The following is a 20,190-nucleotide window of genomic DNA, read 5'->3' as shown; positions in this document are numbered from 1 at the left end:
AACCCGCCCTACATGGACGTGCACGATTCGCTCCACCCTTTGATGAAAGCAGCCGCGTGCCCATGGATATTCCCCTCGGTCTTACCTTTGATGATGTTCTTCTCCGTCCGGCGGAGAGCAACGTTCTGCCCAGCATGGCGGATACACGCACGCATCTGACGAAAGATATCGCGCTTAATATTCCGGTTCTGTCTGCCGCGATGGACACTGTGACAGAGGCCGATATGGCCATCGTCATGGCGCAGATGGGCGGCATAGGCGTGCTTCACCGCAATCTTGACGTGGACGAGCAGGCGGCAGCTGTGCGCGCGGTCAAGCGTTACGAAAGCGGCATGGTGGTCAATCCGATCACTATTGATCCGGACGCTACGCTGGGCGACGCCGAAGCGATGATGGCGCAACACAAAATCAGCGGCATTCCGGTGACTGATCCTGCGGGCAAATTGGTCGGCATACTCACCAACCGCGATGTGCGCTTTGCCGAAAACCCCATGCAGCCCGTGCGCGAGTTGATGACGACGGAGGACCTCGCAACGGTGCCGCTGGGCACCAGTCAGGAAGATGCGCGTCGTCTGCTGCACCAACGCCGGATCGAGAAGCTACTGGTGGTGGACGATGCGTATAAATGCATCGGTCTTATTACGGTCAAAGACATCGAAAAGGCGGTGAACTACCCCGATGCGACCAAGGATGAAGGCGGTCGTCTTCGCGTGGCCGCAGCGACCACTGTGGGCGACAAAGGCTTCGCCCGTACCGAAGCTTTGATCGACGCAGAAGTCGACGTGGTCATCATCGACACCGCACATGGCCACAACGCTGACGTGTCCAAGGCTGTCGAGCGGGTGAAAGCGCTCAGCAACTCGGTTCAGGTCATCGCTGGTAACGTTGCAACAGCGGAGGCCACGCGCGCGTTGATCGACGCAGGCGCGGATGGCGTAAAAGTCGGCATCGGCCCGGGTTCGATCTGCACCACGCGCGTTGTCGCAGGTGTTGGCGTTCCGCAGCTAACGGCGGTTATGGAAAGCGCTGCAGAAGCGGCGAAGTCTGGTGTTCCGGTGATCGCTGACGGTGGCCTGCGCACCAGTGGTGACGTGGCAAAGGCTCTCGCGGCCGGCGCATCGTCTGTGATGGTCGGTTCTATGCTTGCCGGCACAACCGAAAGCCCCGGCGAAGTGTTCCTCTACCAAGGCCGCAGCTACAAAAGCTATCGCGGGATGGGCAGCGTCGGCGCGATGGCACGGGGCAGTGCAGACCGTTACTTCCAGCAGGACGTATCGGCGATGAAGCTGGTGCCCGAAGGCATCGAAGGTCAGGTGCCGTTCAAAGGCCCCGCCGCCGATGTTGTTCACCAACTCGTGGGCGGTGTGAAAGCGGCAATGGGCTATACTGGCTCTGAAACCATCGCCGATCTGAAACAGCGCGCGCAGTTCGTCCGCATCACCAATGCTGGCCTTTCGGAAAGCCACGTTCACGATGTCGCGATCACGCGTGAGGCTCCGAATTATCCGACGCGTTAAGGGCCTTTTGTGACCCCCTCTGCACGGGTTCAGGCGGCGATAGAGCTGCTCGACCAGATCATTGATGCTGCGCGCAGCGAAGGCTCGCCCGCGGACCGTCTGATCGCGGCCTATTTCAGAGAGCGCCGCTACGCGGGTTCCAAGGACCGACGCGCCGTGCGAGAGCTTGTCTACCGCGCGATTCGCCATTGCGGGCCAGTGCCCGAGACAGGGCGCGCGGCGATGCTGGCATTGGCCGAGACGGACGAGACGCTGCCGCCATTGTTCGACGGTTCGACCCACGGACCACCAGCAATCGGTGCGTCAGAGCAAGCCGCGCAGGCCGGATATGCGCCGCAATGGCTGACCGAAAAGCTCGGTAAGTCAGGGGTCAAAGGCGATGCGCTCGCCGGAATGCTGGATCGCGCTCCGCTCGATATTCGGGTCAATGCGCTAAAGGCCGACCGCGACGGGCTTGAGCTGCCCGAAGCGGGGGAACCGCTCGGCGCACCGCAGGGGCTGCGCTTGCCAGCAGGCACGCAGGTTGAACAATGGCCTGCCTATCGCGAGGGCATGATCGAGGTTCAGGACCACGGGAGTCAGCTCGCAAGCCTCGCCTCAGCCGCGCGGGGTGGTGAGACTGTGATTGACCTATGTGCCGGGGCAGGGGGCAAAACTCTCGCGCTCGCGGCGATGATGCAGAACCAGGGCCGCTTGATCGCCTGCGACACCGACCGCCGTCGCCTGTCCCAACTCGCTCCGCGTGCAGAGCGTGCAGGCGCGGGTATCGCCGAGCAACGCGAACTCAATCCGAACCGTGAGATGGAGGCGCTGAGCGATCTCGCCAATGCGGCAGATCTGGTGCTTGTGGATGCGCCGTGTTCTGGCACCGGCACATGGCGGCGCAAGCCAGAGGCCAAGTGGCGGCTGACGCCAAAGCGCCTCGAAAGATACGCCGCATTGCAAGACCATGTTCTCGATCTTGCTGCCAAACTTACGAAACCCGGCGGTCGTATCGCCTTCATCACCTGCTCGTTGCTCGATCAGGAGGGAACGCAGCGCGTCGATGCCTTTCTGGATCGGAACCCGGGCTGGTCAGCCGAGCCAGCTGAAATTCCGCTCGGAACACCGCACGGCAAAGGAATGCGCCTCGATCCGTTCCACCACGGCACGGACGGGTTTTTTGTCGCCATCCTGCGTTCATCATGATAGCCGTATCGATTATGGCTAAGCCCATCTTAACCCGGCTTGCTGACCTCAAGGAGCCCATTATGCGTTTCGCGCCCGCCGCTGCTGCTTTGTCTCTTTTCCTCGCTACCACTGCGAGTGTGACAAGCGCGGGCGATAGCAAGCCCGATCCGCGTGCCGAATCTTTGGTCATGCAAGGCAAGGCAGCTTTGGCTGCGGGTGAGACTCAGGCTGCGATTGACGCATTTGAAGCCGCGCTTGCGGTGGATCCGGCTTACACGCCGATCTTCGTGGCGCTGGCTGAAGCTGCCCGTCAGGATGGGCTGCAAGGCAAAGCGATCCGTTATTATCGCGAAGCTCTGGAGCGTGATCCGGGCAACTTTGCTGCCATCGCGGGCGAGGGCGAAGCGATGGTCGAGAAAGGCGCATTGGAGAAGGCCAAGCGCAACCTTTCGCGGCTTGAGAGCCTGTGCGGGGCGTCGTGTCCCGAAACGCTGGCGCTGCAATCGCGCATCGCTGCGGGTCCGCCAGCTCGCCTCGCCGCGGAAACCGCTCAGGATAAGCCTGCCAGCAACTAAATCTTGGTTTTGAATTCCTCGACCAGCGCGGCGTAGACATCGCGTTTGAACGGGACGATCAGCTCGGGCAGTTGTTCGGGCTCAACCCAGCGGTAATCGTGAAACTCGGGCGGATCATGCGCCTCCAAGTCGATATCGGCATCAGTGCCGGTAAAGCGACCGAGATACCAATGCTGCTCCTGACCGCGATACTTGCCCTTCCAGATCTTGCCGAGCAATTCGGGGGGAAGGTCGTATTTCATAGTCTCTGAGGCAGGCCCAACGACCTCGACCAAGTTCGCACCGATCCCTGTTTCCTCTTCCAACTCACGCAAGGCGGCGGTTTCGGGGTCTTCGCCCGGATCAATCCCGCCTTGAGGCATCTGCCAGAAGCCATGCGCGCGGTTGTCTATCCGCTCGCCGACAAAGACCTTGCCTTCGCTGTTCACCAGCATGAAGCCCGCGCAGGGGCGATAGGGTAGGTCACTCATCCTATGCTGCTCCAAGCTCGGTTTTCATGGCCGAGATGATGCGTTCCAGATCGGCCTGAGCGCTCGGCACCGCACCGCGCAGATTGGTGAAGCTGTGGGTGACGCCTTCGACTTCGATAAAGGTGAAACTGCGCCCGGCATCGGCCAATGCTCTGGCATAATCGCGCCCGGAATCGCGGATCGGATCAAGGCTCGCGGTAACCAGCACTGTGGGCGGCGAGGTCGAATGATCGCCATCGATGGGAAAGCCGCGCGGATCATTCCGGTCGGCTTGATACCCCGCATCGAAGAATTCGATGGCGGCTTTGGTCAGCACAAATCCATCGGCAAATTGTTCGAGGCTTGCGGAGCCTTCAACTGCGCTGGCGAGCGGGAAGATCGGCACTTGCAGCACGACTGGCACATCGGCGGGGTTCGCGGCGAGTTGCTGACCAATGACAATCGTGGCGTTGCCGCCTGCGCTGTCTCCAATGGTGATGATTCCGGTTGCCTCTCGGCCCAATTCGGGTGGGCTGCTGGCGACCCAACGGGTGGCGGCTTCGCAGTCGATTATTGCAGCGGGGAAGGGCGCTTCTGGCGCGCGGCGATAGTCGACCGCGACAACGGGCAAGTCCATCAGCGCCGCAATCTCGGTGCACAGCGCATGGTGCGTGTCGAGATCGCCAATCACAAATCCGCCGCCGTGATAGAAGGTGATAATCGGACCATTCTCGCGGGTTTCACGCGCATCATACAGGCGCAGTGGAATGTCTCCCGCAGGGCCCTTGCAAGTGAGGTCTTTGATCACCGCCAGTTCGCGCGCTGGACGGTCCGCCATCCCGTGCAGCGCGCCGTAGCTCGCGCGAGCTTCCTCCAGAGTCATATCGGCGATTGAAGGACCGTTCATGGCGGCAAGGCCATCTAAAAAGGCCTTCATATCGGGCCGAATATATGGGGTGTCGGTCATGCTCTTGTTCTCTCCCGCGAAGTGCTTTGACGGACCTATGCACGATCGTTAAACTCTTGCAAATGAACAAGCTCTCCGTGGCCTTTCTGGGTGTGATGACGATCTTGTTCGCATCGTATCCCGCGACCGCCTACGCCGAGAGTGAGCCCGACGAATCCTCTGCAAATGAGAGCTATCTGCTGGTCGAATTGCTGGGATCAGCGAAGATGATCGGTTTCCCGGCGGTGTGTCCCGGTTCTAGCCCAGAAGATGACAAATCAGAGATTATCTGCTTGGCTGAATTGTATGAAGCGCCCGCGCGGGTCATCCATCATCTGGGCGGAGTGAAGACGAAGCGGCGGCTCAACATCCGGTTTACCGCTCATTCCTTCCACGCGGTCTGGAAGAAGGATGTTCGTTTCCTGCTCAGCGTAGTCCCATTCAACGATAAGGGGCGCCGGGGCCATTTCGCATATTCATGGAATTGGGAAGACGAGAAGGGTGAATTCTGCGTCAGCGCAGATGGCCTTGAGAACGCGTCCCCACCAATCCGCGAGTTCTATTCCAAAGGGCATATCCGCAAAGCAGGTGCGCGTGATGAGAATTGGTCGCGTGGATGGGAAATCGCATGCACCAAAGGACGTCGGATCAGGGGTCGCTAGTTGGACAATCTAACACACAGCCTTGTTGGCGCGGTGCTCGGGCAAACAGGGCTTAAGAAGAAAACGGGGCTGGCTATGCCGGCACTCATCATCGGAGCGAACCTGCCCGATGTGGATGCGGCGTGTTTCATGTGGCTGGAAGGGACCGAGCATCTCGGTTTCCGGCGTGGGATCACGCATGGGCCACCTGCTTGGGTGTTGTTGCCGCTGGTGCTGGCAGGGCTGCTGTGGTGGTTTGATCGCTGGCAGACGAAACGTGGCAAGCGGCCGGAGAAACGCCTGCCGGTCAATTTCAAATGGCTCTATCTGCTCGGATTGATCGGCTGCTTGACTCACCCGGCACTCGATTGGCTCAATGTCTATGGCATCCGACTGCTGGAGCCGTTTTCCTCGCAATGGTTCTATGGCGACACGCTGTTCATTATCGATGTGTGGCTGTGGGCGCTGTTGATTGGCGCGATCTGGTGGGGCGCTCGGCGTGAGAAGGTGGGCGGGGACCAGAGGCCGATTGCGATGGGCGCGATTGCGGTGATGCTGGCGTATATCGCGGGGAACGGAGCCTTCACCGCATACACCTATGATGCGCATCAGCATCGTGAGGCCAGCCTTGATACAATTGTTAGCCCGCTCCCGCTGACCTTTTGGAAGCGCGAAGTGATAGGCAAAGAGGCACGGGGTCTTTGGAGATCATCAGAATGGCCACTCACCAATCCGACGTGGCCGACGGGCTCCAATAGCTTTTGTTTTGATGATTGCCCGGGCTATCCGAAGGAGCAGGTCTGCCAGCTGCCAGATTTATCGACAGAAAGAAGCACGAACTCACAAGTTGACGCGTTTCTCTTCTGGTCACGCGCGCCGTTTGCCGTCCGCGCAGAAGATGGTTCGATAACTCTGAGAGACGCACGCTTTGTTGACCCACTGACGGGTGATCGCTTTCTAGTTCCTCTGCCCGATGTCGAATGCGAGGAACTCACTGACGAGTAGCGCGCTTTCACTTCTATGAGTGACACACAAATCGTCTGGCTGCGACGCGATCTGCGTTTGGCCGACAATCCCGCCCTTTATGAAGCCGCCAAGCGCGGTCCGGTTATCGCGGTCTATGTACTCGATGATGAGTGTGCAAAGACTCACACTTACGGCGGCGCATCGCGGTGGTGGTTGCACTATTCGCTCGCCAATCTTGCGGAACGTTTGGAGGCTCGTGGATCAAAGCTGATCTTGCGGAGTGGGGACGCCGTCGAGCAGCTGACCAACATCGTTGCGAAAGCCGGTGCCACAACAGTTCATGCGAACCGCCATTACGAGCCATGGTGGCGCAAGGCGCAAGGAGCGCTGGCGGAGAAGCTCGACCTTCAGCTGTACGATGCGAATTACCTACTTCCCATCGGATCGGTGACCACCGGATCGGGCGGGCAGTACAAGATTTACACGCCGTTCAGCCGTGCCGTGCGCGCACAATTGCCGCCGCGCGATCTGGTGCCGGAGCCAGAGACACTGTCTTCGCCCGCAAGTTGGCCAGCCAGCGACAGCTTAGCCGACTGGAACCTGCTGCCGACAAGGCCGGACTGGTCCAGTGGAATCGAGGATTTCTGGAGTGTCGGCGAAGAGGCCGCTCATGCCCAACTCGACTGGTGGAGCGATCATGTCGATGATTACGAGGACAAGCGGAACTTCCCCAGCCTCGACAAGGTTTCGCGCCTCTCCCCCATCTGCATTTCGGAGAGATCAGTCCGGTGCAGATATGGCATCACTTCGCAGACCGTCCGGGCAAGGGGTGGAATATCTATGAAAGCGAGCTGATCTGGCGCGATTATGCCCAGACCGCCATCGCGCAATTCCCGCTCTATGCGCGCGAGAACTATCGCGAGGATTACGATAAGCTCGAATGGCGCGATCCGGAGACGGACGAAGCCGCCGCGCGCGACTTGAAGGCGTGGCAGAAGGGCGAGACCGGATACCCAATCGTCGATGCGGGCATGCGTCAGCTTTGGAAAACGGGCTGGATGCACAACCGCGTTCGGATGATCACCGCCAGCTTCCTGATCAAACATTTGCTGATTGACTGGCGGCATGGCGAACAGTGGTTCTGGGATACGTTGGTCGATGCCGATTATGCCTCCAACGCGACCAATTGGCAGTGGACTGCTGGCACGGGCGTCGATTCGAACATGTTCGTGCGGATCATGGCTCCGCTCAGCCAGTCTGAGAAGTTCGATTGCGCGCGCTATATCCGCGAATATGTGCCTGAACTGGCCGATCTTGGTGAGCCATACATCCACGATCCCGAAGAGCATGGCGTCCGACCCCAAGGCTATCCGCGCAAAATCATTGCGCACAAAGCAGCGCGCGAGCGGGCATTGGCGGCGTATAAGAAAATCAAAGTGGGATAGCATCTTGCCCCAAGCCCTTCGTCATGCGTAAGAAACTGCATGACGACGCAAAGGGTGAGAGGGGATGCTTTGCTCAGCGGCGGCGCGAAATTCGCGCCCAAGCCGGGTTTCTTCGCACGCCTGCTGACCCCCGGCTTCAACACGATCATTGACCGCATCGATGCGGGGCTAGAGCGCGGATCGATGATTGCGCATCTGCCCGGTGGAACAACGCGGATGCTGGGTGGCCGCGCGCCGGGCTTTGAGGCCGAAATCCACCTGCATGATTGGCGTTCTCTGCTTCGTCTGGCGACCAATGGCGTGATTGGCTTCTACCAAGGATACGAAGCGCGCGAGTGGGATACACCTGATCTGGTGCAGCTGTTTGCGGCGATGTCTGACAATGTCGCGACGCTTGGCAATGCGGCGCGCAGTTCCGGCCCGTTCAAATGGGCGGCCAACGTCGCGCACCGGCTGAACCAGAACGACAAGGCGGGTTCCGTGCGCAACATCTCTGCGCACTACGACCTTGGCAACGATTTCTACGCGCATTGGCTCGATGCCAGCATGACCTATTCCAGCGCGCTGGGCTGCGCGGATGATGGGCTGGAAGCGGCGCAGAGGCGCAAGATCGAGGCTCTGACTGCGCGCTTGGGCAATCCGGAGCGTGTGCTGGAGATCGGCTGTGGCTGGGGCACTCTTGCTGACCATATCTCGGAAACGGGTGCAAAGGTCACCGCGATCAGCCTGTCCGACGAGCAATTGGCCTATGCCCGTTCGCACACCGATCCCTTCATCGATTTCCGCAAGCAGGATTATCGCGATGTCGGCTTGGGTGAAGCACCACACTTCGATGCGATTGCCAGCTGCGAAATGGTTGAGGCCTTGGGGCGCGAATACTGGCCCGATTTTATGGACTGCCTCGCACGCAACCTGAAACCGGGCGGACGCGCAGCGATCCAGTACATCTCGATGCGCGATGATCTGTTTGAAGCCTATGCGGAGAACGCCGACTTCATCCAGGCGTATATCTTCCCCGGTGGATTGCTGATCAAATCATCCGAGTTTCGCGGGCTGGCTAAAGCGCGCGGGCTGCATTGGCAGGATCAGACCGATTTCGGCCTCGATTACGCGGAGACCCTGCGCGAATGGACGGTTCGGTTCGATCGTGCTGTTGAAACTGGGCAATTGCCCGCCGGATTCGATGATAGGTTTGTGCGTTTGTGGCGGTTCTATCTCGCCTATTGCGAAGCAGGGTTCAGGGTCGGAAACATCGATGTGCATCAGGTGACGCTGGTGAAGGAATAAGTGGCGGGAGAGGCCCAATGAAATTCACAACGACGATGGTGGGGAGCGCTCTGGCGCTGGCCTTGGCTGGGTGCCAGACGACGGGGCCAACACCGGAAGATGCAGCTGCCGCCACCGCGAAACCGCCCGTTAGCGGGGTTGAACTGAAGACCCCGGTGCAGCGCGACCCGTCAGAGCTTCAGGTGCTGTTCTGGAATAGCGACCAGCGCTCGGCGCGGTTCCGCGAGATGGAAAACTGGTTCGCGGGTCATGAAGTGCCGGCGGCCAACACTCCGTCCAAGCTGCCCGAAGGCGAACCGCTCAGCGCCGAATTGCAGACCGAGATCCGCGCGCTGATGAAGGAAACCAACGCTGCTGGCCTGATGGTTCTTCAGGGCGGCAATATCCGGTTCGAGGAATACGGCCTCGGCATGAAAGCTGGAGATCGCTGGACCAGCTTCTCCGTCGCCAAGAGTTTTACCTCGACGTTGCTCGGGACGGCAATCAAGGATGGCTACATCGACAGCATCGATGATCCTATCACCAAGTATATTCCGGGCCTTGCAGGTTCAGCCTATGACGGCGTGACTGTCCGCCATGTCGCGACCATGACCAGCGGCGTAAAGTGGAACGAAGATTATACCGACCCCAACAGTGATGTTGCACAGATGAACCGTTACGTGCTCGAGTACGGGCCGAATGCTATTGTCGAGCAGATGAAGCGTTTGGGCCGCGAGGCAAAGGCGGGCGAGAAGTTCGTCTACAAGACGGGTGAGACCAATCTTCTCGGATTGCTGGTAGAGAACGCTGTTGGTCTTTCGCTCGCAGAGTATTCCCAGAGCCGCCTTGTGGAACCCGCTGGTCTTGCGGGCGGATTGTTCTGGATGACAGACCCACGCAACGGCAACATTGGTGGATGCTGCCTTTCCATTACCTTGGCGGACTATGCCCGTGTCGGCGAGTTCGTGCGCACCGGCGGTAAGGGTGCCGATGGCAAATCGGTTGTGCCAGAGGGCTGGTTTGCGACCGCAGGCTCGCGCTTGGTCGACTTCCAGAACGGCGGCTTTGGTTATGGATACCAATGGTGGACCTATCCCGGCGGCAACTTCGGCGCGCAAGGAATCTTCGGTCAGGCGATCAATATCGTTCCTGAGGCCGATCTCGTTGTCGCAGTCATCAGCAATTGGCCGACCGCGACCAGCGGCGCTTACCGCGCAAAGACGGGCGCCGTGGTTGCCAAAATTGCTGAAGAAACGACCAAACCGGTCAAGGTCTGCGGAGACTGCGGCCCCAGTTAGATCGCGGTGCGGTACACGCCCGTGTTGGAATAGCGCTGCAGAATGTTGTCGTGCACGATTGGGCTAAGCAGCTCGGCAAACGCGCAACCAACGATGCAGTTGTCCCACCAGACCACCTCGGCTTGAAGCGATTCGAGACCGGGCAGGGATAGCCACACGACCTGACCTTCGTGCATCCGGTTGATCGAAGAGGCAGAGAAACCGGAGATCGAAAGGTCGTGCACCACGGTTTGGAAGGCGCGGCCTCCCGAGGCGCGCAGGGTCGCCGGGATGGTCAGTTTCGTGCGGGCAGCGCAACGATCTTCCTGCGCGGCGATCTCATATTTGTCTTGTGCAGTAGGCATCACAAATCAAACCTTGTCCAAACGCTGGTCTCATTAGCTGTCGGTCCGGTGGTCAGCCGGTTCGCACGTGATGCGCGCGCGGGAGTAACCAGCGTCTGAATCGGTTGGGTAAACCAGAAATTAGGCATGTTTGGCGTCGTGCAGGGTGCAACGCGCAGAATGGGTGGCGTCAGTCGACGCGTTCGCGATGCCCGGTCGGGAAGTCTTCGGTTGCCAAAGCGACGAGACGGTCTGCCACCACTTTGGGCTCCTTGAGCGTTTCGGGGTTCTCGCCGGGATAGGCGCGGGCGCGCATGTCAGTGCGCGTGGCTCCGGGGTCGACAATGGCGACGCGAACAGGGCTGAGTTTTTCGACCTCGGCAGCGTAGGTGTCGAGCAGGTTGTCGAATGCAGCCTTAGTAGAGCCGTATGCGCCCCAGAAAGCGCGCGGCGATGCGCCAACACTGCTTGTCAGGCCGAGGACACGGCCCGCTTTGGCGCGGCGCAGCAGCGGGTCAAAGCCAGCCAACAGAGCCTGCGTGGCGATGATATTGGTCATTACAGCTTGCGTGAACTGCTTCGGCTCAACCTGGCTAATCGGTGTGAGCTCTGGCAGATATGCCGCTGAAATACAGAGGATATCGAGAGCTTCCCAACGTCCAGCAATCGCGCTGGCAAGACGGGTGACAGCATCCGGCTCGGTCAGGTCGAGCGGGGCGATTGTGGAGGTGCCGCCCAGCGCATGAATCTGGTCCTCGATCTCTTCCAGCGGCTTCACTTTGCGTGCCACAAGAATAACGTGTGCACCTGCTTCCGCCATGGCCAAGGCCGTCGCCGCGCCAATCCCGCGGCTCGCGCCGGTGATAAGGGCTGTGCGCCCCGAAAGCGGTTTACTGTCAGACATTTGGGGCCTTCTTTGAATTCAGTGTTGTAAGCGACTTATGCGGCTTTTGGGTCAACCAATGGGAGCTGTGCAGCCTTTTGCTCGCTAAGCGAAAGGTCGGTGAGTGAAGTGGGGTACTCGCCGGTAAAACAAGCGTCGCAGAATTGCGGACAAGTGCTGTTGCGCTCCTGCGCTCCAACTGCGCGGTATAGGCCATCGATGGAAATGAATGCGAGGCTGTCTGCCTTGATGAAGTCACGCATCGGCTCGACGTCCATTTGTGCGGCAAGCAGTTTTGACCGCTCCGGCGTGTCGACGCCATAGAAGCAGCTATGGGCCGTCGGCGGGCTGGCCACGCGGAAATGCACCTCGCTGGCTCCAGCTTCGCGCATCATCTCGACGATTTTCATCGACGTCGTGCCGCGCACAATGGAGTCGTCGATCAGGACAATGCGCTTGCCTTCGACGAGACCGCGATTGGCATTGTGCTTGCGCTTCACGCCCGAATGGCGCGCACTGTCCGATGGCTGGATAAAAGTGCGCCCGACATAGTGTGAACGGATGATGCCCAGCTCGAACGGCAGGCCCGATTCTTGCGCGTAGCCAATCGCCGCCGGAACACCGCTATCAGGCACTGGGACTACCAGATCCACGTCGCACGGGTTTTCCATTGCAAGCTGCGCGCCGATGGCTTTCCGTGCCTCGTACACGCTTTGGCCGGCGAAGTAGCTGTCGGGACGGCTGAAATAGACATGCTCAAATATGCACGGGCGCGGGGCCACTTCACCGAACGGATGAACGCTCTTGATCTCACCCTTGAAATCGACCTGCAGCATTTCACCTGGCTCGACTTCTCGGATTAGCTCGGCACCGACCACGTCAAATGCGACGCTCTCGCTGGCAAAACAGATCGCATCGCCCATTTTGCCCATCACCAGCGGACGAATGCCAAGCGGATCGCGGCAGGCGATCATGCCGTCGGGCGTTGTCACGATCAAAGCGTAAGCGCCTTCAACGAGACGCAGCGCATCGATCAGGCGGTCGGCAATGGTGGGGTAGCGCGATGTTGCAACAAGGTGGATGATCACTTCGGTGTCGGAGGTCGACTGGAAGATCGAACCTTTGCGAACCAGATCATGGCGCAGCGTCTGAGCGTTCGAGATATTGCCGTTATGCGCCACAGCAAAACCGCCACTGGCAAGCTCCGCGTAAAGCGGCTGCACATTGCGCAGACCCGATCCGCCGGTGGTGGAGTATCGCACATGACCCGATGCCATATGGCCGGGAAGTTCGGCAATCGCTTCCTGGGAAGAGAAGTTTTCCGCCACATGGCCGAGCCCGCGGCGGGAGTAGAATTCCTCGCCATCAAAGCTAGTAATGCCAACCGCTTCCTGCCCGCGATGCTGCAAAGCGTGCAGGCCAAGTGCGGTGGCGGCAGAGGCATCGGCTGCGTTGATTGCGCCGAAAATGCCGCATTCCTCACGCAGCTTGTCCCCATCCTCATTGAGGTAAGGGTGGGTCAGATTTCCGAGCTGTCCGATATCGGTAGTGGCCATCGCTTGTAATCCGCTGCGCTGCTCCGGCTGAGTGCCCGCGTCAATGACGATGTTACGGGTCAATTACAAGGGTTATGGCCGTGCTTTCGTCCGCTTTTTGCGCTTACCAACAAGCGCCAGGGCGAAGTCCATTGTGCGATTGGCGCATGGCTCCTAAAGCGCTGGTTCACATAAGGCACTTCAAGCACCTGTTTTAACGATGCTCACTCCCTTTGAACGCATGATCGCGAAGCGCTACCTTTGGCCGGGCAAGGGGGAGGCGTTCATCGCACTGGTTGCCGGAATCTCCGTCGGCGTGGTGATGCTCAGCGTTGCTTTGCTGGTCGTGGTGATGAGCGTAATGAACGGCTTTCGTGGCGAGATGCTGGACAAGTTCGCAGGGCTTAATGGCCACGCTATTGTTCAAGCGTTCGATGGCAAGTTGGAAAACTGGGAAGGCGTGCTTGAGGATGTGCGCAAGACCGATGGTGTCACCGAAGCTTCTCCGCTGATCGAGCAGGCTCTGCTTTCAAGCAACAATGGCCGCGTGGTTCCAATCTTCGTGCGTGGCAACACGCAGGAAGATATCGACGAGCTTCAGGAAAAGCTGGTGTTTGGTGACCTATCGCGGCTCAAACCGGATTCGAACCAGATTGCCATCGGAAACCGTCTCGCCGCCAATCTCGGCGCCCGGGTGGGTGACACGATCACGATCATCAATCCACAAGGGCGTTCGACACCGTTCGGCACATCAATCCGTCAGGTGCCTTATGAAGTGGCGGCAATCTTTGAGATTGGCCTTTACGATTTCGACGAGACCTTCGTGATTATGCCGATGCAGGACGCGCAAACGCTCTTGCTGCTGGGTGACACGATCGGGTTGATCGAGGTGAAAGTCACCGATCCGGACAATGTCGGCGAGATCCTCGCGCCAGTTTCAGAGAAGTTGGTCGGACGCGCGCAGATCGCTGATTGGAAACAGATCAACTCGACCTTGTTCGAAGCGCTTGAGGTGGAGCGCGTCGCGATGTTCTTCGTGCTCAGCTTTATGGTTTTGGTGGCCACGTTTAACATACTCAGCAGCCTCGTGATGCTGGTCCGCGCCAAGACCCGCGACATTGCCATTATGCGCACAATGGGCGCGACGCGGCGCAGCCTGCTCAAAATTTTTGTGACCACAGGCACCACCGTTGGCGCGATCGGCACCGTGGTCGGCCTCGTGCTTGGTTTCATCATCCTCTATTTCCGCAACCCGATTGTGGACGGGATTGCTTGGGCCACCGGCGTTCAGATTTGGGACCCGCAGGTGCGTTTCCTGACCAGCCTTCCTGCCCGCGTGGATGCGTGGGAGATCATTGGCATCGCCGCGCTGGCGATGGGCCTCAGCTTCCTGTCGACGCTCTATCCGGCGCTCAAGGCGTCGGGCACCGATCCGGTGCAGGTGCTGCGTTATGAGTAATGCGGATCAGATCGTTCAATTGCGTGGCTTGACCCGCAGTTTCGAGCAAGGTGGCGAAACCATCGAGGTTCTTCGCGGCGTCGATCTCGACATCATGCCGGGCGAAATCGTCGCTCTGTTGGGCCCTTCAGGCTCGGGCAAATCGACCATGCTTCAGGCGGTCGGCTTGCTTGAAGGCGGCTTTGGCGGGACGATGAAGATCGCCGGAGAAGACGCAGCCAACCTGCCGCCAGACGGAAGGACCAGGCTGCGCCGTGAGCATCTTGGTTTTGTCTATCAGTTCCACCATCTGCTGCCCGACTTCGACGCGCGCGAAAATGTTATTATGCCGCAAATGATTGCAGGTGCCGATCGCGCGGCGGCTGAGAAACGGTCGGACAGTTTGCTCGCCAGCCTCGGCCTAGGCCATCGTCTGACCCACCGGCCAAGCCAGCTTTCGGGCGGTGAACAGCAACGTGTCGCCGTGGCGCGCGCTTTGGCGAACCAACCGACACTGGTCCTAGCTGACGAGCCAACCGGTAATCTGGACGAGACAACCTCTGACACCGTGCTGGGCCAATTTCTGGAGCTGGTGCGCGGGGAGGGCAGCGCTGCTCTGGTCGCCACCCATAACGAACGCCTCGCCAAACGTATGGACCGCGTCGTTCGCTTGCATGACGGTGTGCTTGAGTAGATAACCTCCGCAAACCGTGAGGGAGGTTATGATGCATTCCGCAGTTTTGGCATTGCTGCTGCAATCCACTTCGCCAGTAGCGGAAGAGCCCGCGTTGGCGCAGCTCGCCCCACCACCTGCGCCGTGCGACACGGAAGCCCACAAGGCGTTCGACTTCTGGATCGGCCAATGGTTTGTCTATCCGACCAAGAGCGAAAAACAGGTTGCCCGCAGCGCGATATCAAAGATGTCTGGCGGCTGCGTCGTCAGAGAGACATGGATGCCGTTTAAGCAGCCGGGCGGGACAAGCATGACGATGCTCAACGCGGACACAGGTCGGTGGGAGCAAGTCTGGATCGGGGCGGACGGCCAGCGTGTCGAATTCGAAGGCGGTATCGTTGACGGCAAGATGATCCTCACCGGATACTGGAACAATCTCGGTGGTCCCGGAAAGCACGCGCTGGTGCGGATGACGTTTTCACAGCAAGAGGACTTCAGCGTCCGCCAGTTTGGCGAGGCCTCGACCGATCATGGCCTGACATGGCAACCCAGTTTCGACTTCCTATATAGGCGCGAACCAATTCCGGTACCGAAGGATCCCTGATGACCACAATTGCCGATTTCACCGTCACCACCAATCGCGGCGAAGAGCTCGACCTTGCGACCAAGCAGGGAAAAGTTCTTCTGGTCGTCAACACCGCAAGCAAATGCGGGTTCACTCCGCAATATGACGGGCTGGAAAAGCTGTTTCAGGATTTCAAGGACAAGGACTTCGAAGTGCTTGGTTTTCCCTGCAACCAGTTTGGTGCGCAGGAGCCTGGCAATGCCGACGAGATTCAGGAGTTCTGCAAGGTCAATTTTGGCGTCACCTTCCCGCTGATGAAGAAGATTGACGTCAATGGCCCGGATGCATCGCCGCTTTACGACTGGATGAAGAGCGAGGCGAAGGGGTTGATGGGCTCGAAATCGGTGAAATGGAACTTCACCAAGTTCCTGATCAACCGGGAAGGCGAAGTCGTGAAGCGCTATGGTCCGCAAGATACCCCCGCGAGCATCGCGAAGGATATCGAGAAACTGCTTTAGGGCGCTCTACTTCCAGTGCCAGCGTAGGGGTTTCGTGGTTTCGCGCACGAGCTTACCCTTGGCCTCCAGGTCGAGCTGTACCGTCTTGGCCCACCAACCGCAGGTTTTGCCTTGCGGAAACAACTCTTCGCTAAGGTGCGGTTTCACGGCTTCTCGAGTTTCCGCCTGGGTGAAGCCCGGCGCTGTGCGGGGCAGAGCAGATTCGAAAGCGGCGAGCATGTCAGCGTATTTTGCGGCGTTCACGCGCGTGGACCGGCCCGGCGTGTTGACGTTTTCGACTTCGATCATGTCGGTCATGCTTCGCTCCCGTTTCGCGTCCACTGCTTATCCCCAATCCGGATGTTAGCCAACTTGAACATGATTACGTGAGGCCTAATCTCCAACTATGCCTTTCGCACCCTTCGTCCCGCTGCGTGTTCTCTCGTCTTATTCGATGCTCGAAGGGGCTATTGACCCAAAGGCGATTGCCAAACTGGCGAAAGAGCGCGGGTTTCCGGCCATCGCGACGTGCGACCGCAACGGGCTTTACGGCGCGGTCATGTTCGCTGGCGGCTGCAAAGGCGAAGGTGTGCAGCCGATCATCGGGACGCTGCTCGGCGTGGCGCGCGGGGATGAAAGCCAAACGATCGACTACCTCCCGCTCTACGCGCAAGACGAGGCTGGGTATGACAATCTGTGCCACCTCGTTTCCAAAGCGCATCTGGAACGCCCGCTTGAATTGGAACCGCATGTCGAATGGGCGGATCTGGAAGGCCACACCGACGGGTTAATCGCTTTGACGGGTGCGGGCGAAGGCGCGCTGACCCGTCTGCTTGCAGAAGGTCAGGCTTCGGCTGAGCAAGTGGTTGATCGGCTTCAAGCGTTGTTCCCTGATCGGCTCTATATAGAACTGGCACGCTGCGGTGATCCGGTGTGCGAAGCGGCGGAAGAGAAACTGATCGACCTCGCCTATGCGCGCGATTTGCCGCTCGTAGCGACCAACCCCGCCAACTTCGCTGAGCCGCATATGCACAAGGCGCATGATGCCATGCTGTGCATTGCGGGCTCAACCTATATCGAGAACGAGGACCGCAAGCGCACCAACCCCGATGCTTTCGTCAAATCGGCGAGCATGATGGAGGAGCTGTTCGCCGACATTCCAGAGGCGGTGCAGAACACGCTGGTTGTGGCGCAGCGCTGCGCCTACGCGCCGCCGTACCGCGATCCGATCCTGCCAAGCCTTGCGGGTGACCTCGAGGGCGAGGCGAAGATGCTCGAAGAGGAATCGCGCAAAGGCCTCGAAGCGCGGCTTGAGCCGTATGAAGATCTCACGGAAGAGCAGCGCAAAGAGTATTATGACCGGCTCGATTACGAGATCGGCATCATCGTCAAAATGGGTTTCCCCGGTTACTTCCTGATCGTTGCCGACTTCATCCAATGGGCGAAAGAGCAGGGTATTCCTGTGGGGCCGGGGCGTGGTTCTGGTGCGGGCTCGATTGTCGCTTGGGCGCTGACCATCACCGACCTTGATCCGATCCAACTTGGTCTGCTGTTCGAGCGTTTCCTCAACCCCGAACGTGTGTCGATGCCGGACTTCGATATCGACTTCTGCGAAACGCGGCGCGGCGAAGTCATCCGCTATGTGCAGCAGAAATATGGCGCAGATCACGTCGCGCAGATCATCACCTTTGGTAAGCTGAAGGCGCGCGCCGTGCTGCGCGATTGCGGTCGTATCTTGCAGATGAGCTATGGTCAGGTTGATCGCCTCACAAAAATGGTGCCCAACCATCCAACCGACCCGTGGACTCTGCCACGCGCGCTCAATGGCGCTGCCGATTTCAAGAAGGAATACGACAACGACAACGAGGTGAAGCGCCTCGTTGATCTGGCGATGCAATTGGAAGGCCTGCCGCGCAACTCCTCGACCCACGCCGCCGGTGTGGTGATTGGTGATCGACCGCTCGCACAGCTTGTCCCTCTTTATCGTGATCCGCGTTCGGATATGCCGGTGACGCAATACGACATGAAGCATGTCGAGAGCAGCGGGTTGGTGAAGTTCGACTTCCTCGGGCTCAAGACACTGTCGGTGCTGCGCAAAGCAGTCGACTTGCTCGAATTACGGGGGATCACCATCGATCTCGGCGCGCTGCCTTTGGATGATAAGGCGGTCTATGACCTTATGCAGGATGGTAACACGGTCGGTGTGTTCCAGCTGGAATCCGAAGGAATGCGGCGCACACTGAAGGCGGTGAAGCCCTCCAACTTCGGCGACATTATCGCGCTCGTCTCGCTCTATCGACCCGGTCCGATGGACAACATCCCACTGTTCGGACAGCGTAAAGCCGGCGAGGTGCCGATTGAGTATCCGCACCCCAAACTCGAAGGCATTCTGGCTGAGACCTACGGTATCTTTGTCTATCAGGAACAGGTCATGCAAGCTGCGCAGATCCTTGCCGGATACTCGCTTGGCGATGCAGACTTGCTGCGCCGCGCCATGGGCAAAAAGGTTCAGGCCGAGATGGACAAGCAGCGGGGCCGGTTTGTCGAGGGCTGTAAGGAAGTCTCCGACATCGATGCCAAGCAGGCAAACGAGCTGTTCGACTTGATCGACAAGTTTGCAGGCTATGGCTTCAACAAGTCGCACGCGGCTGCTTACGCTTTGCTCGCCTATCAAACCGGTTGGCTCAAAGCGCATTATCCCGAAGAGTTTTACGCGGCCGCCATGTGCTTCGATATGCACCAGTCGGAGAAGCTGACTGTGTTTGTTGATGATGCGCGGCGTTACCCGAATGAAGCAGACGGGGTGGTCGTACTTCCGCCCGACATCAATTCGTCCGAAGCGCGTTTTACGGTCGAGCAGACCGATCACGGCTACGCGGTGCGATATGCGCTCGCCGGAATACGCAATGTCGGTGAGAAAGCGATGGATGCGATTGTCGCCGAGCGGCAGGCGCATGGACCATTCGAAAGCCTCAAGGACCTGTGCGAACGTATCCCGCAGGGCGCGATGAACCGCCGTCAGCTCGAAGGATTGATCTGCGCCGGTGCGCTGGATGGATTGGAACCGAACCGTGCTTTACTGTTCGAGAACGCTGACCACCTGCTAGCGGTCGCGGACGCCGCGATCCGCGAGCGTTCCAGCGGGCAGGGCGGTTTGTTCGGCGGTGAGGATGCGCCGAGCGAAGACCTGCGATTGAAAGAGACCACGTCTTGGACCCCGCGCGAAGTCATGGCCAAAGAGCGCGAGAACTTTGGCTTCCGGTTCGCTGGAGACCCGCTGGCCGATTTCCGTGCGGTTGCCTCCGCCCAAGGTGCGCGAACGCACGCCAGCTTGATGCAGTCGGAAGTCGGTGCGGGCCAGCGGATCAAGGCCAAGATTGCCGTTGTGATCGAGGGCGCGAACAAGGCCAAGACGCGCAAGGGCAAGGACTTTGTCCGCATCGACTTTGACGATGGCTCTTCGCAGTTCTCCTCGGCCTGTTTCGAGGAGTCGCTCGTTTCACAATTCCTCGATTGGGCGCAGAGCAATGAAAGCGTCCTTCTGGATGTCGAGCTCGACGCTCCCAATCCGGGTGAGCCGCCGCGCCTTACCGTGCGCGGAGCGCGTCCGCTGTCTCAAATCAGCGGCACCACAGCGATGATCCTGCGTGCCGATGTCACCACCATTCAGGCCCTGCATGACCTCAAGCTGGAGCTGGCCACGGGTGATAACGCGCCGGGTGAAGTCATGCTGCGCCTATTCACCGCTGACCATGACGAGGTGCATGTCCGATTGGGCCGCAACTTCATCCTCGACGGTGAGCTCGCCGAGCGGCTTCAGGAAGTGGATGGCCTCGAGAACGTGATACTTGAGCCGCAGCGATCAAGCGCGCGCCTCAAACTCGTCGCTTAGCGCCACACTCTCACCGCTGAATCTCCGTTGCAAAGCCGCACTCACCTCGGCACAAGAGGTGCAGAGAGACATCAATTTTGTTGGAGAGAGACAGCGATGCCCGCAACCAAG

Annotated in this window: 18 protein-coding genes and 1 pseudogene; 13 read left to right on the top strand and 6 right to left on the bottom strand. The window is 59.3% G+C overall.

What is annotated here, in order from left to right:
- Nucleotides 1–62: 62 nt before the first annotated feature.
- The 3 genes from guaB to AC0V6K_RS00265 all read left to right on the top strand — a co-directional run bounded on the left by guaB (nucleotide 63) and on the right by AC0V6K_RS00265 (nucleotide 3,262).
- Complete coding sequence (guaB, locus tag AC0V6K_RS00275) at nucleotides 63–1,517, top strand: IMP dehydrogenase (RefSeq protein ID WP_472623639.1); 1,455 nt, start codon at nucleotides 63–65, stop codon at nucleotides 1,515–1,517.
- Nucleotides 1,518–1,526: 9 nt separating this feature from the next.
- A complete protein-coding gene (locus AC0V6K_RS00270; RefSeq protein ID WP_472623637.1) occupies nucleotides 1,527–2,705 on the top strand; it encodes an RsmB/NOP family class I SAM-dependent RNA methyltransferase in 1,179 nt (392 codons plus the stop codon).
- Between the two features lie 62 nt (nucleotides 2,706–2,767).
- A complete protein-coding gene (locus AC0V6K_RS00265; RefSeq protein WP_486172520.1) occupies nucleotides 2,768–3,262 on the top strand; it encodes a tetratricopeptide repeat protein in 495 nt (164 codons plus the stop codon).
- Here AC0V6K_RS00265 and AC0V6K_RS00260 read toward each other — a convergent pair.
- Nucleotides 3,259–3,732 carry an RNA pyrophosphohydrolase gene (locus tag AC0V6K_RS00260; RefSeq protein WP_472623633.1) on the bottom strand — a complete coding sequence of 158 codons (474 nt, stop codon included), beginning with the start codon at nucleotides 3,730–3,732 and terminating at the stop codon, nucleotides 3,259–3,261. The two genes, AC0V6K_RS00265 and AC0V6K_RS00260, sit on opposite strands and share 4 nt — an antisense overlap.
- A gap of 1 nt (nucleotide 3,733) precedes the next feature.
- Complete coding sequence (locus AC0V6K_RS00255; RefSeq protein WP_472623631.1) at nucleotides 3,734–4,678, bottom strand: alpha/beta hydrolase; 945 nt, start codon at nucleotides 4,676–4,678, stop codon at nucleotides 3,734–3,736.
- 62 nt (nucleotides 4,679–4,740) lie between these two features.
- Between AC0V6K_RS00255 and AC0V6K_RS00250 the strand changes: the two genes are divergently transcribed.
- From AC0V6K_RS00250 to AC0V6K_RS00230, 5 genes and pseudogenes are all read left to right on the top strand, one after another.
- Complete coding sequence (locus AC0V6K_RS00250; protein ID WP_472623629.1) at nucleotides 4,741–5,319, top strand: hypothetical protein; 579 nt, start codon at nucleotides 4,741–4,743, stop codon at nucleotides 5,317–5,319.
- Nucleotides 5,320–6,303 carry a metal-dependent hydrolase gene (locus AC0V6K_RS00245; protein WP_472623627.1) on the top strand — a complete coding sequence of 328 codons (984 nt, stop codon included), beginning with the start codon at nucleotides 5,320–5,322 and terminating at the stop codon, nucleotides 6,301–6,303. It begins immediately after the preceding gene.
- 15 nt (nucleotides 6,304–6,318) lie between these two features.
- Nucleotides 6,319–7,709 (top strand): annotated as a pseudogene (locus AC0V6K_RS00240) (cryptochrome/photolyase family protein).
- 39 nt (nucleotides 7,710–7,748) lie between these two features.
- Complete coding sequence (locus AC0V6K_RS00235; protein WP_472623625.1) at nucleotides 7,749–8,996, top strand: class I SAM-dependent methyltransferase; 1,248 nt, start codon at nucleotides 7,749–7,751, stop codon at nucleotides 8,994–8,996.
- 17 nt (nucleotides 8,997–9,013) lie between these two features.
- Entirely contained in the window at nucleotides 9,014–10,273 is a 1,260-nt protein-coding gene (locus AC0V6K_RS00230) for a serine hydrolase domain-containing protein (protein ID WP_472623623.1), read from the top strand.
- Here AC0V6K_RS00230 and AC0V6K_RS00225 read toward each other — a convergent pair.
- The 3 genes from AC0V6K_RS00225 to purF form a co-directional block, all read right to left on the bottom strand.
- Nucleotides 10,270–10,617 carry a PilZ domain-containing protein gene (locus AC0V6K_RS00225; RefSeq protein WP_472623621.1) on the bottom strand — a complete coding sequence of 116 codons (348 nt, stop codon included), beginning with the start codon at nucleotides 10,615–10,617 and terminating at the stop codon, nucleotides 10,270–10,272. The genes AC0V6K_RS00230 and AC0V6K_RS00225 overlap by 4 nt on opposite strands.
- A gap of 169 nt (nucleotides 10,618–10,786) precedes the next feature.
- Nucleotides 10,787–11,500 carry an SDR family NAD(P)-dependent oxidoreductase gene (locus AC0V6K_RS00220; RefSeq protein ID WP_472623619.1) on the bottom strand — a complete coding sequence of 238 codons (714 nt, stop codon included), beginning with the start codon at nucleotides 11,498–11,500 and terminating at the stop codon, nucleotides 10,787–10,789.
- 35 nt (nucleotides 11,501–11,535) lie between these two features.
- Nucleotides 11,536–13,035: an amidophosphoribosyltransferase gene (gene purF / locus AC0V6K_RS00215; RefSeq protein WP_472626177.1), complete on the bottom strand. Its 1,500-nt coding sequence runs from the start codon at nucleotides 13,033–13,035 to the stop codon at nucleotides 11,536–11,538.
- Nucleotides 13,036–13,234: 199 nt separating this feature from the next.
- Between purF and AC0V6K_RS00210 the strand changes: the two genes are divergently transcribed.
- The 4 genes from AC0V6K_RS00210 to AC0V6K_RS00195 are packed head-to-tail and all read left to right on the top strand — an operon-like array spanning nucleotide 13,235 to nucleotide 16,208.
- Nucleotides 13,235–14,473 (top strand): lipoprotein-releasing ABC transporter permease subunit, encoded by a 1,239-nt coding sequence (locus AC0V6K_RS00210; protein WP_472623617.1) that lies wholly within the window; start codon nucleotides 13,235–13,237, stop codon nucleotides 14,471–14,473.
- Nucleotides 14,466–15,146: an ABC transporter ATP-binding protein gene (locus AC0V6K_RS00205; RefSeq protein ID WP_472623615.1), complete on the top strand. Its 681-nt coding sequence runs from the start codon at nucleotides 14,466–14,468 to the stop codon at nucleotides 15,144–15,146. The genes AC0V6K_RS00210 and AC0V6K_RS00205 overlap by 8 nt, the downstream gene beginning before the upstream one ends.
- A gap of 28 nt (nucleotides 15,147–15,174) precedes the next feature.
- Complete coding sequence (locus tag AC0V6K_RS00200) at nucleotides 15,175–15,729, top strand: hypothetical protein (RefSeq protein WP_472623613.1); 555 nt, start codon at nucleotides 15,175–15,177, stop codon at nucleotides 15,727–15,729.
- Nucleotides 15,729–16,208 (top strand): glutathione peroxidase, encoded by a 480-nt coding sequence (locus tag AC0V6K_RS00195; protein WP_472623611.1) that lies wholly within the window; start codon nucleotides 15,729–15,731, stop codon nucleotides 16,206–16,208. The genes AC0V6K_RS00200 and AC0V6K_RS00195 overlap by 1 nt, the downstream gene beginning before the upstream one ends.
- A gap of 6 nt (nucleotides 16,209–16,214) precedes the next feature.
- On the opposite strand, the gene AC0V6K_RS00190 is transcribed toward AC0V6K_RS00195, so the two are convergent.
- Nucleotides 16,215–16,505: a DUF6958 family protein gene (locus AC0V6K_RS00190; RefSeq protein WP_472623609.1), complete on the bottom strand. Its 291-nt coding sequence runs from the start codon at nucleotides 16,503–16,505 to the stop codon at nucleotides 16,215–16,217.
- A gap of 88 nt (nucleotides 16,506–16,593) precedes the next feature.
- On the opposite strand from AC0V6K_RS00190, the gene dnaE reads away from it, so the two are divergent.
- Nucleotides 16,594–20,079, top strand: coding sequence for a DNA polymerase III subunit alpha (dnaE, locus tag AC0V6K_RS00185; RefSeq protein ID WP_472623607.1), 3,486 nt, complete (start codon nucleotides 16,594–16,596; stop codon nucleotides 20,077–20,079).
- Nucleotides 20,080–20,190: the final 111 nt, after the last annotated feature.

It is taken from the genome of Erythrobacter sp. S43, from assembly GCF_057364955.1.
The sequence above is the reverse complement of the archived record's forward strand: the minus strand, read 5'-3'. Positions and strand labels throughout refer to the sequence as shown.

Excerpts from the sequence above, each read along its gene's own strand:
- guaB (WP_472623639.1), top strand. The coding sequence starts at position 63 with ATGGATATTCCCCTCGGTCTTACCTTTGATGATGTTCTTCTCCGTCCG.
- AC0V6K_RS00265 (WP_486172520.1), top strand. The coding sequence starts at position 2,768 with ATGCGTTTCGCGCCCGCCGCTGCTGCTTTGTCTCTTTTCCTCGCTACC.
- AC0V6K_RS00260 (WP_472623633.1), bottom strand. The coding sequence starts at position 3,732 with ATGAGTGACCTACCCTATCGCCCCTGCGCGGGCTTCATGCTGGTGAAC.
- AC0V6K_RS00255 (WP_472623631.1), bottom strand. The coding sequence starts at position 4,678 with ATGACCGACACCCCATATATTCGGCCCGATATGAAGGCCTTTTTAGAT.
- AC0V6K_RS00250 (WP_472623629.1), top strand. The coding sequence starts at position 4,741 with ATGAACAAGCTCTCCGTGGCCTTTCTGGGTGTGATGACGATCTTGTTC.
- AC0V6K_RS00235 (WP_472623625.1), top strand. The coding sequence starts at position 7,749 with ATGACGACGCAAAGGGTGAGAGGGGATGCTTTGCTCAGCGGCGGCGCG.
- AC0V6K_RS00230 (WP_472623623.1), top strand. The coding sequence starts at position 9,014 with ATGAAATTCACAACGACGATGGTGGGGAGCGCTCTGGCGCTGGCCTTG.
- AC0V6K_RS00225 (WP_472623621.1), bottom strand. The coding sequence starts at position 10,617 with ATGCCTACTGCACAAGACAAATATGAGATCGCCGCGCAGGAAGATCGT.
- AC0V6K_RS00220 (WP_472623619.1), bottom strand. The coding sequence starts at position 11,500 with ATGTCTGACAGTAAACCGCTTTCGGGGCGCACAGCCCTTATCACCGGC.
- purF (WP_472626177.1), bottom strand. The coding sequence starts at position 13,035 with ATGGCCACTACCGATATCGGACAGCTCGGAAATCTGACCCACCCTTAC.
- AC0V6K_RS00210 (WP_472623617.1), top strand. The coding sequence starts at position 13,235 with ATGCTCACTCCCTTTGAACGCATGATCGCGAAGCGCTACCTTTGGCCG.
- AC0V6K_RS00205 (WP_472623615.1), top strand. The coding sequence starts at position 14,466 with ATGAGTAATGCGGATCAGATCGTTCAATTGCGTGGCTTGACCCGCAGT.
- AC0V6K_RS00200 (WP_472623613.1), top strand. The coding sequence starts at position 15,175 with ATGATGCATTCCGCAGTTTTGGCATTGCTGCTGCAATCCACTTCGCCA.
- AC0V6K_RS00195 (WP_472623611.1), top strand. The coding sequence starts at position 15,729 with ATGACCACAATTGCCGATTTCACCGTCACCACCAATCGCGGCGAAGAG.
- AC0V6K_RS00190 (WP_472623609.1), bottom strand. The coding sequence starts at position 16,505 with ATGACCGACATGATCGAAGTCGAAAACGTCAACACGCCGGGCCGGTCC.
- dnaE (WP_472623607.1), top strand. The coding sequence starts at position 16,594 with ATGCCTTTCGCACCCTTCGTCCCGCTGCGTGTTCTCTCGTCTTATTCG.